We start from the raw sequence: 15,918 nt of genomic DNA on the forward strand, positions 1-15,918 counted from the left end.
TATTTGCATTAAAACTCTAATGAGTTGGGAGTATCTTTTTTAACAAATTCAATTCTAAATTAACCCCCTTATTTAATGAAAAAATTTACAATTTTATTTTTTACAATTATGATGGCTGCCTTTTCAGGGCAGGGAACGGCACAGGTTGTGACGGTAGCAAACACGGGTGCCACTACAAATGCTGGTACTCAAGTTTACCCACTTGGAAATAATCAAGGTTATGAAAGATCGGCGTCTATCTATACACATTCAGGTCAGATAGGAAGATATGGTGTTATTAGAGGCCTTTCATGGTATGCTGAAGAAAGTGGCAAGGGAGAAAGACCTATCAAAATTTATATGAAAAAAGTCAATCCTTCAACTTATAGAGCGAATGGTAACCCAGCCAACCCAGTTGGAACGTGGGCAACCCGAACTACTGGAGCTACGCTCGTTTTTGATGGTGTGCTAACCCCAGTTCAAGGTTGGAATATGATAACTTTACAAACTCCTTTTATTTTCGATGCTCTAAATCTTGAGGTATTGGTAGAGGCTAATTATGGAGGCACGGGCAATGGAGGGGGCGCCACTGGAAACAAAATCCGATATGCTGAGTTTCCCTCTGGCACAACTCCGCACGCTACATGGAGCAGTGACACTAACCCTCCCGCCGGCAACGGAGCCTATAGCAACAAAAGACCAGAAATTCAATTGGATTTTACAGAAACGGAAAACATTACTTTTACTTCCTTTTCAGGGTTTAACGAGGACGTTATTGCCGAAGGACGTGACTTTACGGGTCATAAAAGTTTTGATGGTGATGGTAATGTCAGAACTTATCTATATTCTGAAAGTTTCAATCCTACGATTTCAAATACTCCTGCTGGAACTGGCTTACCTAATAGTCGAGTTCTAGCCAACCTTCTTCCCGAAGGTCCTGCAGCATATACATTACAACCCTATAATGGAAAAAATGCGCTTCAGTTATCTAATAATGGAACTGGCACAGTGACTTTCAACAATCCAAAGGCCCTTCAATATCTCTATCTATTGCACGCCACCGGAAATGGCCCCACCACCATTAGTGGCACTATAACCTTTGAGGATAATAGCACCCAAACAATCAGCAATTTTACTTCTCTTGATTGGTTCAGCGGAAATACTGCTATTGCTTATAAAAAACGTATGCGAGCGAGATATTCAAGTCCCGGCGTTTACGATTTCGGCAATGATGAAACAAACTTTTATCAAACTAAAATATCCATTGACGAGGTGAACATGTATAAGAAAATTGCAAAGGTCACTTTAACCTGTAATGGAGGTGGCACCAATAGCCGTTTCAACTTGATGGCGATATCTGGAAAGATTGCTCCAAAGTATATCTATCAGGATAACACTTGGAAAAACAGCCTTGACCCGAGCGGTGTTTCTACTGCCAAAGATGATATTCTGGTAATAAATGGAACTACGAATTTTACTGCCAACACAAACGTAAAAAACCTTACCATCCGTTCCAGTGCAACTTTGGAAATAGGAAATGTGTTAACCCTGTTCGGTAATATCACTAACGAAGGGAATCTTATTTTCCTCAGTAATGCAACTGGAAATGGAGAATTGGGCCCAGTGCCTGCAAGTTCTGTTATTACCGGAAATGCAACCGTGCAGCGATACACTACTGATGTACGATCGTATAGAATGGTAAGTAGTGCTGTGACTACTACTACTACTATTCGAGAAAATTGGCAAGAAGGAGTAAACAATCCCAATGCAACTACAAATCTTAATCCCAATGAAGGTTACGGGACCCATATTACCGGAAGTAAAACTGGACAAAACGGTTTTGACGCCACTCAAACTGGAAACTCTTCTATGTATATTGTAACTCCTGGAACTCAAAATTTTGTGGCTGTCGCAAATACTAACGCCACCACCCTAAAAGCTGGAGACCCCTACTTATTAATGGTTCGTGGCGATAGAAGTATTGACCTTAACTACAACGACTCACAAGGTTCTACCGTGCTTCGTGCCACTGGTAAGTTGGCAAAGGGTGATCAGGTCCAAAACTTTGCTCAGGCAGCCAATGGGCACTTTGTAATGTTTGGAAACCCATACCAAAGTGCTGTGGACATGGTTTCTGTATTCTCCCATTCTACCAATCTCAACACGAATTATTACTATATATATGACCCCAATGCTGGAACAGAAGGAATTGGGGCTTATGTTACGGTGGATCTTAACAACGGAGGAAATACTATAGTAGATGGAGGAAGTTCTTCAGCCAATAAATACTTACAGCCAGGCCAAGGTGCACAGGTAAAAGTAACTGGAAATGCAACTATCCTTTTTAAAGAAAGTGACAAGGCGCCTGGAAATTTCACAGATACCAACCGTCCGTTGTCCGGAAGTGATAAACTGAGCGTTCAATTATATTCAACTGAAAGCTATAACAATAACGGAAGAATACTTGATGGTTTGGTAATTCGCTTCGCCGCTGGATATGACAACAATCTAACAGAGGCAGATGCTATAAAACCGTTCAACTTTACCGAAAACCTGGGTATTGAACTCGATGGCAAATATTTAAGTATTGAGCAGAGAGAAATTCCCCGACCAGATGAGGTGTTTCAGTTATATACTACCGGTTATCAAAAATCGGATTATATTCTAAAGTTAAACTTGGACGGTGTCGCTGCTACTAGCTTATACCTTGAAGATAATTTCACCGGAACAAGCACCCTTCTTGACCAAGGAGAGAATTCATACGATTTTTCTGTAGATAAAAATATTCCGGCAAGTATAGCCACAGATCGTTTCTCTATCCGTACCGAACAACGTTTGGGTGTGGACAATCCAAGCCTGCTTGATGGTATCCGCCTATTTCCAAACCCAATCAACGATAACGTATTCAATATCACTGCTCCAAAATTGAACGGTGAAACCACTGTGATTTCAGTTAATGATATGTTGGGTAGAGAAGTTATGAGCAGCGAACAAACATTTTCTGGAAACACCTTAAAAGTTGAACTGCCAGCAGATTTGAACAGCGGTATCTATATGGTAACCATTTCATCCAATGGTGAGAGCCAAAGCATTCGCGTTATTAAACGATAATTAAACAGAAGGAAAATACAGTTCAAATTTTATTGAACAATTGAAAGAGGGATTCCGTAGATGGAGTCCCTCTTTTAGTTTTTCACGATTTTGCAAAAGATAAATTATAAAGGTAATGAGAGAGGAAGGGAGAATGGATAATTTAATGAAAGTAATTGAAGCTGAAGGAGATCAACGAAAATCAACTTTTACTTAACATAGTATGTTAAAAAGAGGTTCCAATCTTTTAAAAAAATGACTTAGATACTAATTATAAGAATAACAGGTCCTTAAGACTATCAGAATCAAACATTCGATTTTTTAAAATTTTTTTATCGAATACCATAAAAAACAATTGTTTGACAGAGAATTCATAAAATGAAATTAAAACTGATTGCTCTTAGAATGATTGATTATCAACGATTTATATTTTATTTCAGAAAATATATTTTAACAAAATCAGTAATGGTCTTGTAGAATAACCGTTTAGATTTGTGGCTTCGCATCTTTAATAGATGATTATTTAACAATTTTGACAAAAACAAACTTAATCTACTTTAATCCCCAATTTAATGAAAAAATTTACTTTTTTATTTTTTACAATAATGATAACTGCCTTTTCATGGCAGGGAACGGCACAAGGAGTTACTGATTATGTAACAATCAATGCTTCCGGATTTAACCATGACGTAATTGCAGAAGGCGCAGGTCTCGGTATTCTAAACAGAACGAATATCGCTTTTGATAACGATAAGCATTATTTGTATGCTGAAGATTTCAGCCAACTTATAGGTGCTAACCCGCCTGCAGGCACAGGGCTACCCAATAACGGATTGCTGGCAAACCTGTTGCCCGATGGACCAGCTTCATATCAATTGCAGCCATATGGAAATGGCATATTGACTGCGAATAATACACTTCAGTTAAAAAATACTGAAAGTAAAGTCCTAACATTTTCAACTCCTATCGCCCTTAGAGACCTATATCTTCTTCACGCTTCAGGACATGGGCCAACAACCATTAACGGTACAATAACCTTTGAGGATGATACTACTCAACCAATTAGTGATTTTACTTCAGAAGATTGGGTATCTGGTTCTAATAATATTGCTTATAAAAAACGTATGCGCGTAAAGAGAGAAGATATATTAATCATAGGCATAAGATATACATACTATACAGATGACACACATTTTTATCAGACCAAACTACCTATTAATGAGGTAAACTTCTATAAAAAAGTTAAAAGCATTACTCTAACCTGCACTGCGGGCACTAACAGCAATAGTCGATTCAACTTGATGGCAATCTCAGGAAAGGTTGCTCCAAAGTATATCTATCAGGATGGGGCGTGGATAAACAATCTTGATCCAAGTGGCGTTTCTACAGCTAATGACGATATTCTCGTGGTCAACGGGACAACTTCGTTTACTGCAGATACGGAAGCTCGGAATATTACCATCCGTACTGGTGCTATATTGAATATACCACATGTACTTAGGATCTCTGGCGATATCCATAATAATGGAGACCTTATATTTGTGAGCGACGAAAATGGAACAGGAGAAATAGGTTCACTTGCTCCAACTACAATTATTACGGGAAAGGTTACTGTTCAACGACATACAAGTAACAAACGCGCTTATAGAATAGTAAGCAGTGCAGTGACTACAACCAATTTTATCCGCGACAACTGGCAGGAAGGAACAAACAACCCTGATCACAATACCAATATTGACCCCAATGAGGGATTTGGAACCCATATTACAGGAAGCGATCCTAATTTAGGTTTTGACGTTACCCAAACAGGCAACAAATCTATGTACACTGTGGACGTTGAGTCACAACATTATGTGGAGGTACCCAATACCAATGCTATAACCTTAAAAGCTGGAGATCCTTATTTACTAATGGTGCGTGGCGATAGGAGCATAGATCTTAACTTCAACGATTCACAGGGTTCTACCGTACTTAGAGCAACAGGCTCTCTAGCTATTGGAAACCAAACCCAGAATTTCCCCCAAGCAAATCCAGCTCCAGCAGAAGGATATGGCTTTGTAATGTTTGGAAATCCATACCAATGTGCGGTTAATATGAAGACGGTATTGGCGAATTCAAATAACTTGAAAGTAGACGAATATTATGTATATGACCCTACTCTCGCCACTGTCGGTGCTTGGGTAACGGTAAATCTTTTATCCGGTTCTAATAATACTTCGGGCTCACAAGCAAATGAATTTTTACAGCCAGGTCAGGGAGCGCAGATAGCCATGGCATCCCTCGGGACCTCTGCCATAAATTTTAGAGAAATCGACAAAACTCCTGGCGAATACACCCAAACTAGTGCTACCGGATCCACACATACTGCCAGCGATATGCTTACGGTAAGAATGTACAAAACAGAGAACTTCAACAATGGAGGTCCCGTACACGATAGCTTCGGAATTATATTTGCTGAGGATTACAACAACGAAGTGGATAATAATGATGCTCTAAAACCAATGAACTTCTACGAAAACCTGGGAGTAGAGAATAACGGAGCCTATTTGAGCATTGAACGCAGAGCAATGCCAGAAGAAGGTGAAATTTATTCTATGTACAGTACAGGATATTCGTATACCGCTTACACCTTAACTTTGAAAGTAGAGGGTCTGGATTCAGTTTCACTATACCTTGAAGATAATTTCACCGGAACAAGCACCCTTCTTGACCAAGGAGAGAATTCATACGATTTTTCTGTAGATAAAAATATTCCGGCAAGTATTGCCACAGATCGTTTCTCTATCCGTACCGAACAACGTCTTGGTGTGGACAATCCAAGCCTGCTTGATGGTATCCGCCTATTTCCAAACCCAATCAACGATAACGTATTCAATATCACTGCTCCAAAATTGAACGGTGAAACCACTGTGATTTCAGTTAATGATATGTTGGGTAGAGAAGTTATGAGCAGCGAACAAACATTTTCTGGAAACACCTTAAAAGTTGAACTGCCAGCAGATTTGAACAGCGGTATCTATATGGTAACCATTTCATCCAATGGTGAGAGCCAAAGCATTCGCGTTATTAAACGATAATTAAATAGAAGGAAAATACAGTTTCAATTTTATTGAACAATTGAAAGAGGGATTCCAAAAAATGGAATCCCTCTTTTTATTTTCAAAATGGGTTCAATTAACCAAAGATGTTTCGGGAACTAAGCTAATAAGTTTGCAGGGAAGATTAGGACCTTCAGTTTTTACTAAGGTAATAAGGTGTAAATGATAATTATTTCTTGGTAAAGATATTAGGAGGAGGACAATGTCAGGATTTAACCTCATTAATCAGAGTTTACATCCAACCTTATTATTGAATTGAAAAACTCATCCCAACATAAATTCCTTTAAATAATAAGGCTCAAAATAAGCGACATTTTCAAAATCGCTATTTTGGTATTTGGTTTCTGCCAAATGTGACATGTCTTTTGCAGAAGGAAATTTATCTTTCAGAAATAGGGCATTTGGATGCTTACAAATCGCTTCAAACTTATTGGAACCATCGCCCAAGAAAACGGTTTTTTTCTGTTCTAGATATTCCAGAAATGAATTTTCATTTAGTATCTCTGCTTTTGTTTCGCGAAGTGGTTTCTTTTCTGAATCGAAAACTGCGGAATATACTTCCATACGACGGGCATCAAGCAAGGGGAGGATATAGCAATCCTTATCCTGCACTTGCCGCGCCAATACTTCCAAAGTAAAGGTAGATATCAATGGTAGGTCCAAGGCAAAACAGAGCCCTTTAGCGGCTGAAACACCAATACGTAGTCCAGTATAGGAACCTGGTCCTTTGCTTACGGCAATGGCCTCCAATTTACTCTTGTCAAGTTGGGCTTCAATTAAAACTTCTTCAATAAACACATGAAGCTTTTCCGAATGGGAATATTTTTGATTGTTCTCTTCCCTCGCGGCCACAACTTTTCCGTCGATTGAAAGTGCCACAGAGCAATTGGTAGTTGCAGTTTCCAAACACAATATTGCAGCCATATCCGCTATTTTAATCTTCCTTTTTGTTGGTAATACTTACTTTATCCCCAGACTTCAACAATTTTGTAACCGTATTATACGGGCCTGTTATTACTGTTTCACCCTCCTTCAGCCCAGAAGTAATTTCAATATTGGTATCGTCTTGGATTCCAGTAGTAACAACTCTCAATTTTGCCTCTTCTCCTTGCTTGACATAGACCGCTTCGAATTTTTCTGCAGTAGCCAAGTTGGTTCTAGGTGTTCCTATATTTCTGGAACTGGTAGTATCGGTTTTGATGACGATGGAACTGATGGGTACGCCTATAACATTCTTCTTTTTGTTGGTGATAATATCTACGGTTGCAGTCATTCCTGGCCTAAACGGGGAATAACTCTCGGGTTTTCCTTCGGTTAGATCTTTGTAGGAATTGGGAAGTATGCGAACCTTTACTTTAAAATTTGTAACCTGATCCGCACTCAAAGCGCTTTCGGCACTATTGGCAATTTCAGTAACAACACCTTTAAATTCACGTTTAAGATAGGCATCTACTTCAACTTTGGTAGAATCGCCCACAGAAACCTTAACAATATCGTTTTCATTTACATCTACCACCACTTCCATATTCTGCAGATTTGCAACCCGAACAATCTCGGTACCTGCCATTTGAGCCGTTCCCACCACGCGTTCGCCAAGTTCCACAGAAAGTTTGGAGATCGTACCTGCCATAGGTGAGTAAATAGTGGTTCTGGAAAGGTTATCAACCGATTGCTTCACGTTGGCTGCCGCACTTTGTACGCTGTAGTATGCTGCCTTTTTACTGGCTTTCGCCATATCATAATCAGCAACAGATTTATCCCATTCCGATTTTGAAATTACGCCCTTCTCAAAAAGTGTCTTATTCCGGTTATAATTGAGTTCCGCATTTTTTTCGCTCGCCTCGGCTTGGGCCAATTGCGCTCTAACATTTTGAAGTCCTGCTTGCGATTGACTAACGGCAGCTTGGATAAGATCGGGATTGATTTTAACCAAAAGGTCTCCTTTTTCTACAACCTGTCCTTCTTTTAAAGGAAGTTCGATAATCTCTCCTGATACTTCGGAAGAAAGTGCCAGTTCAGTTTCCGGCTGAATCTTTCCGGTAGCAGCCACCGTTTGGGTTATATTGATAGGCTCAATTTGAACAACTTCTACTTCCCTAGAATTTCCCGATTTCCCGTACCATCCAGCATTTTTACCAACGACGAGCAGCACTATCAAAAGGACGATAGCAGCGCAAATCCATAAAAGTGTATTTCTCTTCATAATTAGAATTTTAATTCGCCTACGGGAACTCCGAAATATAGTTCCAAAACCTTCAATTTGAAAATATACTCAAATTTCGTTCGGTTTACCTCAATCTTCGCATTGTCGTAACGCAATTTGGATTGACTAAAATCGAATGCAGTGGTAAGTCCTACATCATAACGATCATTTGCATACTGATATGCCAGTTCCTGCGATTCTAAGGCAACAACAGCGGCATCGTAAGCCTTTCTTGAACCTTTAACATCCACATACGCCTGATAAACATTTGATTCTAAATCGAGTTCTGCCTGCTCGAGAAGATACTCGGAATTTCTAAGATTTATTTTATTCCGTTTCACATTGCTACGAACGGAAAAACCATTGAAGATAGGCACATTCACTTGCAGACCATAGCCTATCCCGTCGTTAAGATAAAGCTGTTCGGTAAAGCTACGATCCAAGGGATCGTTATCGGCATAACGGGTGTTATAACCAAAAAATGCCGAAATAGTAGGATAATAAGAGCCGCGGGCAATCTGCACATCCTTTTCCGCCAATTTTACATTTTCTTCCGCAATTTTTACTTCTGAACGATTTTCCTTGGCATTGGCAATAATTTCCGAAACATCCTTTTTAGAGAGGTCATCCTCCACTATCATATATTCTTCATAGGCAATATCAAAATTAGAATAATCCTTAATCAGTAACAGCTGGGCCAAACTTATCAAAGAGATTCTCACCATATTTTCGGCTACGGCTATTTTTTGTTTTTCTCCAGCATCTGTTGCCTGAATTTCCAATAAATCCCCACGAGGTACGGAACCTGCATCAACCAAATCGCTTGTGCGCTGATATTGTTCTTGGGTCACCTCATTTTGGGAAACAGCAACTTCCAAATTGGCTTTATTTAGAAGGACTTGTAAGTAAGAATTTGCCACCGTAAGAGCAATATCATCTTTCATTTTATCCAATCGGTATTGGGCGGCAAGGGCGGAAAGTTTTGCTCGCTGCAATTGACGAACATTTCGAAGACCATCAAAAAGAGTCAATCCTGCATTAACCGCTCCTGAAGCAGATCCAAAAGTAGTATTTACCAATTGATTGGTCGTGGGATCTAGACTTAACCCTGTACTTTTAGAGCCACTGGCATTTGCATTTAGGGTCGGAAGAAAATTTCCGATAGCCTGCAGTTTATCCACATCGGCATTTTCCAAATCCAGTTCACTCTGCTTGACAGAAATATTATTTTCAAGTGCGTAGGCGACACATTCCTCAAGAGTCCATTTTTTCGCCTGGGAATAAAAGACCTGTGCGCTTATCAAAAAAAAGAAAAGTATTGCTGACTTTTTCATATATCTCTAAGTTATTTAATATGTCCTTTGCAACGTGTTAATGTTACAAACCTTATAAAAATTTTTGCGGAATCGTAGTTTTTGGCCAATGTTTTCCCTGGATTGAAATATTGAAATCCAGAGCAGAAGTTAAAATTCCTTTAGCCAATTAACCTTGCTTGGTTGGCGCAGGCGGCTTAAGCTGGTTCCACACCTTTATTTTATCATCTTTTGAAATACCATTCTTCACCTCAACATTTATTCCATCACTTATACCCAATTCCACATCACGACGTTCGAACTTTTGATCTCCAGTCATAACTTCTACAAAGGGTTTTTGGGTTTCTGGATCATATTGTACCAAAGCCTCCTTGAGGGTTAATACTTCTTCCGCTTTTGCAAGAATAATGGAAGCATTTGCACTAAGTCCGGCACGAATAAAGGTTTTCGACGTATCCGTTTTTTTCATGGTGCCTTTAATTTCGAACTGGATAGCACTGTTCTCGCTAACTCCTTTTGGAGCAATATAATCAAGCTCCGCTTCAAAACTTCTATCGGGCAGAGCTCCTACGGTAATTTCCAAAGGCAAACCTTCTTTAATTTTTCCAACTTCACTTTCATCCACCTTTCCCTCAAAAATCATTTTATCCACATCGGCAATAGTTGCGATGGTTGTTCCGTCATTAAAATTATTTGCTTCTATAACTTGGTTACCGGTTTTTACGGGAACGTCCAATACCATCCCCGAAACCGTAGCGCGAATTTCGGTATTGGCAGAGGCTCCAAGTCCGCTGGTAGTTCCGGTTTTTATAATATCATAATTTTGATTCGCTGCCCTGAGTGAAACCTCCTCTTGTTTAAGTCGTTGTTGGGCTTGATCATAGGATAATTGTGCATTATCAAATTCGTTCGCTGAAATTACCCCTTTCTCGAAGAGTTCCTTTTGACGGTTGTATATGTTTTTCTGATTCTGAAATGCAAGACGAGCAGTTTCTACTTGTGTACGTACACCATTAATATTGCTTTGGGCACTATTTAATGAAGAAACGTTCGGAACCACTTTTACTTTGGCAATTAAATCGCCAGCTTCGATAACTTGTCCAGCTTCCACATAAATCTCATCAATTATCCCTGAAATATTTGGTTTGATGAGCACCTCTTCCTTGGGAACAATACTTCCAGTGGCAACGGTTTTTTTCACAATAGTACCTATACTAGCATTATCTGTAGTATAAACAATAGGATCCTGGATATTTTTTGAATACAACCAATACATCGAAACCGTAAAAAGTACCGCTATGGTAACGAGAATAATAATAGTCTTTGTTCTTTTCATTTGTTTATGATATTGCAATTCGACAATTCGTCTCTATTTTTTCTGAAATTGTTTTAATCAGTTCGCAAAGCTTCTACAGGCTTAACTTTTATGGCATTTTGTGCTGGAATAAGGCCCGCCAATAATCCTGAAACTATTAAGATAACCAAGGCGATAAAAACCACTCCAATGTTTACCGACGGATTTAAAAACATCATATCTGAAGTGTCCATTTGACCCAATTCATAATTTACAAGGGCTAATACTCCCGTCGCCAAAATTATCCCCGCCATACCGGATACGATGGTCAAAAAAATCGATTCCAATAAAATTTGGGAACGAATACTCCAAGGTGTGGCTCCCAATGCCCTGCGAACTCCGATTTCCTTGGTACGTTCCTTCACCACGATAAGCATAATATTGCTGATTCCAATTACCCCAGAAATTAAAACCAAGATTCCCACAAAAAAAGCCACAAAATTCAAAGCGGTAAACAACCCATTAATCTTATTGTACTCTTGAAATAAATCAAAATTTCCTACGGCACGATCGTCAGTGGGCGCGATGGAATGTCGTGTCTTTATTACATCGAAAACTTGGGATTTTAATTCGGTAATTGAAAACCCGTCCTTTGCCGTAATTGCCATCCAGCCAACAATATCCGCCATATTAAAAGCTTGGGAAAAAGCGGTAAAAGGAACATAGATTTCCTTCTGGTTCTCTTCGGCATCTCCTCCACTTTGACCTATCTTTTTATAGGTGCCGATAACCATAAAATTTACACCGTTAATTTTGATGTAGGATCCGATTACCTCTTCTCCGGGATCGTAAAGTATATTCTGCACGCCACTTCCAATTATGGCAACCTTTCGCTTTTCCTTTATATCGGAATAATTTACAAAACGACCGGAGGTTATTTCCATTGGCTGTTGTTGTGTTATCTCGGGATAATCGCCATAAACATTAAAAGCTCCAGATTGCAGTCCTCTAACTACGTTATTACTGCCTCTAAAGCCGCCCAACTGGTTTCTGGGGGAAACAAAACGGAGTCCGGGCACTTCTTCCTTAATTGCCTGCACATCGTCCAGTTTAAAGTTGTAACGTCTTCCTTTAGGCAATCCTTTATAAGGTTGGGAAACATTCTGAGCCCACATAAACATGGAATTGGTTGCCATTCCGGTAAAAGCCTGTTTTATTCCATTTTCAAGTCCGTTGCCTGCGGCCAATAGGATTACCAGTATAAAAATTCCCCATAATACACCAAAAGCAGTTAAAACGGTTCTGAACCAATTACTACTTAAGGCCTCAAGTATTTCTGACCAACTATCCCTACTGAACAATTTACTCATCACGCAAAGCTTCAATGGGTTTAATATTGGCTGCTCTATAGGCAGGGAAGAAGCCCGCGACTGCACCAGCAACAATCAAAATAAATACGGTAGTAATGGCCACAGAAAAATCTACGGAAGGATTGCTGATAAAATTCGTTTCAATAAGAGGGCCGGCAAGCTGGATTAAAAACAAACTGAACAGCAGGCCAATAAAACCGGCCATAGCCGTAACAAATATCGATTCATGTAGAATCATTCCGATAATGGACCAAGGTTGGGCACCAATAGCTTTTCGAATACCGATTTCCTTGGTTCGTTCCTTTACGATAATCAACATTATATTGCTTACTCCCACAACTCCAGCAATAATTGTACATATACCCACTCCCCAAAAGAAAAATCGGATCATTTTGTTCAGATCGTAAAAGCGTTTCATATTTTCAAGGGAATTGTTCACATTCACTGCCCTTGAATCGTTTGGAGCAATGCTGTGCGCAGCTTTAATATCCGCTTCCAGTTGGGCTGAAAAAATTTCGGACGCTGCCAGTGCTTCCTTATATGTTTTATGATCCTTTAATGTGAAAGCCAAGGATCTGAGTTTTTCTCCTGCGTTAAATACTCTTTGGGCCGTGGAAAGAGGAATGAAAATTCTGGTTTCCTCACGCTCTCCTCCCGGATCGGTATAGACACCGACCACCTTAAATTTTATTCCAGTAATATCAACATAATTGCCAATGGCATCCTTTCCTTTAAAGAGGTCCAGATAAACCCGGTTTCCAATAACTGCGATCTTTTCAAAATTTTGGAGATCGCCCTGATTTATATACCTGCCGGCAACAAGAGTTTCATTTTCCAAGAATTGATAATCTCCGCTTACACCTTCTATCCTATAACTTCCACTTTCGTTGTTATAAGTTGTTAATGCACCCCAAACACTATAAACTCCAGATTTATATCCTAAGTTTTCCTCATTCTTTTTTACGGTCATTTCGTAATCGCGGTTGTCCATCTCAATTCTCCTGCCCGGATTTAAACCCTTGTATTCTACAGAGGTGAGTCCCGTCCACACGCTTATTCTGTTGGCGGCATCATTTTGAAATTCTTTGGCAACTCCATTTTGCATTCCCTGGCCCATTGCCAAAAGAATAACAAGAATAAATATACCAGAAGCAACGGAAAGCCCCGTAAGGAAAGTGCGCAATTTGTTCTTGCGGATCGTATCGAATATTTCCTGCCACCGCTCTAGATTAAACATTCAATCCTGCTTTTGCACGCACCTGTTGCACGATGGAATCGTCAATGATCAATCCATCTCTAAGGTTTACGATCCGTTTGGTCATATAAGCAATATCCTCTTCGTGGGTAACGATCAATATTGTTTTCCCTTCATCATTGATCTCTTGGATAAGCTCCATAACCTCATACGAAGTCTTGGTATCCAACGCTCCAGTAGGTTCGTCTGCCAATAAAACCTTGGGATTACTGGCCAAAGCCCTAGCAATTGCCACTCTTTGTTTCTGACCTCCAGAAAGTTCGTTGGGAAGATGGGAAGCCCATTCAGCTAGACCCACTTTTTCCAAATAATGCATTGCTTTTTCCGTCCTTACATTTCGTTTTTCTCCTTGATAATATAAAGGCAAGGCTACATTTTCAAGAGCGGATTTATAGTTAATCAAATTAAAGGATTGAAAAATAAATCCCAGAAATTTATTTCGATATTGGGCGGCAACCTTTTCGTTTAGATTGTTAATTAACGTCCCGTCCAAGGTATAGGTGCCTTCATCTGCTTCATCAAGAATACCTAAAATATTGAGCAATGTAGATTTTCCCGAACCAGAGGAACCCATTATAGCAACCATTTCTCCTTCAGAAACAGTGAAATTTATGCCCTTCAACACATGCAGGGAATTCTTTCCCATGTGATACGACTTGTGAAGATTTTGAATTTCAATCATATAAGAATTCTTGGTTTACAGCGTAAACGGAGAATGTTCAACTAATTATGCAATTGTCATCAAGAAATATACTAAGTGATTTTCTCGCTGTTAGTAAGACTAAAACTGAACAGTTTTGTTACAATTGGATTAAAAAAAATTGATAAACAGGATTACAGCTCACCCTTTTCCCTGGCTTTCTTCCTACTGCGATAGACTGCATAACCAACTCCGCCCACTAAAATATAGGGGAAAATCATTAAATACATAATTCCATTGTTGATACCCTTGGCAGCTTCTCCTCCTTCTTCGCTTTCAAGAACGGCACGGCACATGGCACATTGCGCCTCTACAGGAATACAAACAAAGAGGAACAATATGAATATGAAGACTATTTTCGTTTTCATTTGATTTTAATATAATAATGTCAATTCAAAGTTACTGTTTTACCTAAGTAAGCTTTCAATTTTCCCTCTTAATAATAAGGTGAAATCATTAAATAAACAATAACCCCGCTTACGGCAACATATAACCATAAGGGATATGCATATCGTGCAATCTTACGATGTTTGTAAAATTGACCCGAAATTGCCCGAATAAAGGTTATCAGAACAAAAGGTATAACCACTATCGAGAGTAAAATATGTGTTATAAGCACAAAATAATAAATATATCTTAGCACTCCCTCTCCCTCATATAGAGTGGAGTCGGAAGTCATGTGATAGATCATATAAAGCACCAAAAACAAAACTGACAGCCCTATTGCGGTTTTCATCAATAGTTCATGGGTTTTTCTGTTTCCCTTTCTAATATGATAAACGGCCGTAACAAGTATAATTGCGGTTATTCCATTTATAGTTGCATAGATTGGCGGCAGGAAACCCATCCGCTCCACGCCAGGAATTCTAACGCTAAATAAGACAGCAACCACGAAAGGAATGGCAATGGAGAACACCCAGATTAAAATAGTGTATTTTTTATTTTGTTGCAAAGCAGCTTTCATGGCATTACAGCAATTTTTTTATGTCCTCTTTTAGCATCTGAATGTTCTTTGGATCAAGACCATCATAATAAATCAAAGGATTGTCATTTTCATCTTTTCGAGAGCGAATATTCCCTTCCTGATCTATAAGGGCAAAGAATCCTGAATGCTCAAAGCCAGCTTCCGTGTCGGGAATTTCACCTACATATAGATTAAAACCTTCGTTAGCGAGTTTAAATATTTTTTCTTTCTCGCCCGTTAATAAATGCCACTGCAATTTTGTAATTCCCTTATCCTTGGCATATTGTTTTAAAACCTCTGGGGTATCGTGGTTTGGATCAATGGTAAAGGAGGCTATACCCACATTCGGATTCCCGAGGAATTCATTTTGGATCTTTACCATATTCTCATTCATAATTGGACAAATATCCGGACAAGTGGTAAAGAAAAATTCCACCACATAAACTTTCCCTTCGTAGTCGTTATTTGTAATAGTCTTGCCATTCTGATCGGTAAAACTGAAATTAGGGACTTTCCCAATGGTTTCCAATGTGGGTTTAAAAAGCTTGTCCACAATTTTTGGAACCGCCCATATCCCGAAGATTAAAATAACGAACGAAATACCTATATATGAATAATTATTTTTCACTTTAAAAGCTTACTTTTTAAATTT

12 protein-coding genes are annotated in these 15,918 nt (G+C 39.2%); 2 read left to right on the forward strand and 10 right to left on the reverse strand.

What is annotated here, in order from left to right; translation table 11 throughout:
- The first annotated feature begins 75 nt into the window (after positions 1 to 75).
- A complete protein-coding gene (locus tag EI546_RS09405) occupies positions 76 to 3,090 on the forward strand; it encodes a T9SS type A sorting domain-containing protein (protein ID WP_128250305.1) in 3,015 nt (1,004 codons plus the stop codon).
- A 551-nt stretch (positions 3,091 to 3,641) separates the two neighbouring features.
- Entirely contained in the window at positions 3,642 to 6,146 is a 2,505-nt protein-coding gene (locus tag EI546_RS09410) for a T9SS type A sorting domain-containing protein (protein ID WP_128250306.1), read from the forward strand.
- Between the two features lie 285 nt (positions 6,147 to 6,431).
- Here the strand turns inward: EI546_RS09410 and tsaB are convergent, their stop codons facing one another.
- From tsaB to EI546_RS09460, 10 genes are all read right to left on the reverse strand, one after another.
- Positions 6,432 to 7,091 carry a tRNA (adenosine(37)-N6)-threonylcarbamoyltransferase complex dimerization subunit type 1 TsaB gene (gene tsaB, locus EI546_RS09415; protein ID WP_128250307.1) on the reverse strand — a complete coding sequence of 220 codons (660 nt, stop codon included), beginning with the start codon at positions 7,089 to 7,091 and terminating at the stop codon, positions 6,432 to 6,434.
- 10 nt (positions 7,092 to 7,101) lie between these two features.
- Positions 7,102 to 8,370 (reverse strand): efflux RND transporter periplasmic adaptor subunit, encoded by a 1,269-nt coding sequence (locus EI546_RS09420; protein WP_128250308.1) that lies wholly within the window; start codon positions 8,368 to 8,370, stop codon positions 7,102 to 7,104.
- Between the two features lie 2 nt (positions 8,371 to 8,372).
- Positions 8,373 to 9,704, reverse strand: a complete 1,332-nt coding sequence (locus EI546_RS09425; RefSeq protein WP_128250309.1) for a TolC family protein — start codon at positions 9,702 to 9,704, stop codon at positions 8,373 to 8,375.
- A gap of 148 nt (positions 9,705 to 9,852) precedes the next feature.
- Positions 9,853 to 11,019, reverse strand: coding sequence for an efflux RND transporter periplasmic adaptor subunit (locus tag EI546_RS09430; RefSeq protein ID WP_128250310.1), 1,167 nt, complete (start codon positions 11,017 to 11,019; stop codon positions 9,853 to 9,855).
- 53 nt (positions 11,020 to 11,072) lie between these two features.
- The gene (locus tag EI546_RS09435; protein WP_128251583.1) at positions 11,073 to 12,338 is read right to left on the reverse strand and encodes an ABC transporter permease; all 1,266 of its coding nucleotides are present in this window, start codon (positions 12,336 to 12,338) and stop codon (positions 11,073 to 11,075) included.
- A gap of 1 nt (position 12,339) precedes the next feature.
- Entirely contained in the window at positions 12,340 to 13,584 is a 1,245-nt protein-coding gene (locus EI546_RS09440; RefSeq protein WP_128250311.1) for an ABC transporter permease, read from the reverse strand.
- Complete coding sequence (locus tag EI546_RS09445; RefSeq protein ID WP_128250312.1) at positions 13,577 to 14,284, reverse strand: ABC transporter ATP-binding protein; 708 nt, start codon at positions 14,282 to 14,284, stop codon at positions 13,577 to 13,579. Before EI546_RS09445 ends, EI546_RS09440 begins: the two co-directional genes overlap by 8 nt.
- A gap of 152 nt (positions 14,285 to 14,436) precedes the next feature.
- On the reverse strand, positions 14,437 to 14,670 hold the full coding sequence (locus tag EI546_RS09450; protein ID WP_128250313.1) for a hypothetical protein: 234 nt from the start codon (positions 14,668 to 14,670) through the stop codon (positions 14,437 to 14,439).
- Positions 14,671 to 14,738: 68 nt separating this feature from the next.
- Entirely contained in the window at positions 14,739 to 15,266 is a 528-nt protein-coding gene (locus tag EI546_RS09455) for a DUF420 domain-containing protein (RefSeq protein ID WP_128250314.1), read from the reverse strand.
- Between the two features lie 4 nt (positions 15,267 to 15,270).
- Positions 15,271 to 15,894, reverse strand: a complete 624-nt coding sequence (locus tag EI546_RS09460) for an SCO family protein (RefSeq protein WP_128250315.1) — start codon at positions 15,892 to 15,894, stop codon at positions 15,271 to 15,273.
- Positions 15,895 to 15,918: the final 24 nt, after the last annotated feature.

This window comes from Aequorivita sp. H23M31 (assembly GCF_004022485.1).
GTDB lineage: Bacteria > Bacteroidota > Bacteroidia > Flavobacteriales > Flavobacteriaceae > Aequorivita > Aequorivita ciconiae.

What these genes read in the sequence shown, in the direction of transcription:
- EI546_RS09445 (WP_128250312.1), bottom strand. Translation starts at nt 14,284, where the DNA reads ATGATTGAAATTCAAAATCTTCACAAGTCGTATCACATGGGAAAGAAT.
- EI546_RS09410 (WP_128250306.1), top strand. Translation starts at nt 3,642, where the DNA reads ATGAAAAAATTTACTTTTTTATTTTTTACAATAATGATAACTGCCTTT.
- EI546_RS09440 (WP_128250311.1), bottom strand. Translation starts at nt 13,584, where the DNA reads ATGTTTAATCTAGAGCGGTGGCAGGAAATATTCGATACGATCCGCAAG.
- EI546_RS09450 (WP_128250313.1), bottom strand. Translation starts at nt 14,670, where the DNA reads ATGAAAACGAAAATAGTCTTCATATTCATATTGTTCCTCTTTGTTTGT.
- EI546_RS09455 (WP_128250314.1), bottom strand. Translation starts at nt 15,266, where the DNA reads ATGAAAGCTGCTTTGCAACAAAATAAAAAATACACTATTTTAATCTGG.
- EI546_RS09430 (WP_128250310.1), bottom strand. Translation starts at nt 11,019, where the DNA reads ATGAAAAGAACAAAGACTATTATTATTCTCGTTACCATAGCGGTACTT.
- tsaB (WP_128250307.1), bottom strand. Translation starts at nt 7,091, where the DNA reads ATGGCTGCAATATTGTGTTTGGAAACTGCAACTACCAATTGCTCTGTG.
- EI546_RS09420 (WP_128250308.1), bottom strand. Translation starts at nt 8,370, where the DNA reads ATGAAGAGAAATACACTTTTATGGATTTGCGCTGCTATCGTCCTTTTG.
- EI546_RS09425 (WP_128250309.1), bottom strand. Translation starts at nt 9,704, where the DNA reads ATGAAAAAGTCAGCAATACTTTTCTTTTTTTTGATAAGCGCACAGGTC.
- EI546_RS09405 (WP_128250305.1), top strand. Translation starts at nt 76, where the DNA reads ATGAAAAAATTTACAATTTTATTTTTTACAATTATGATGGCTGCCTTT.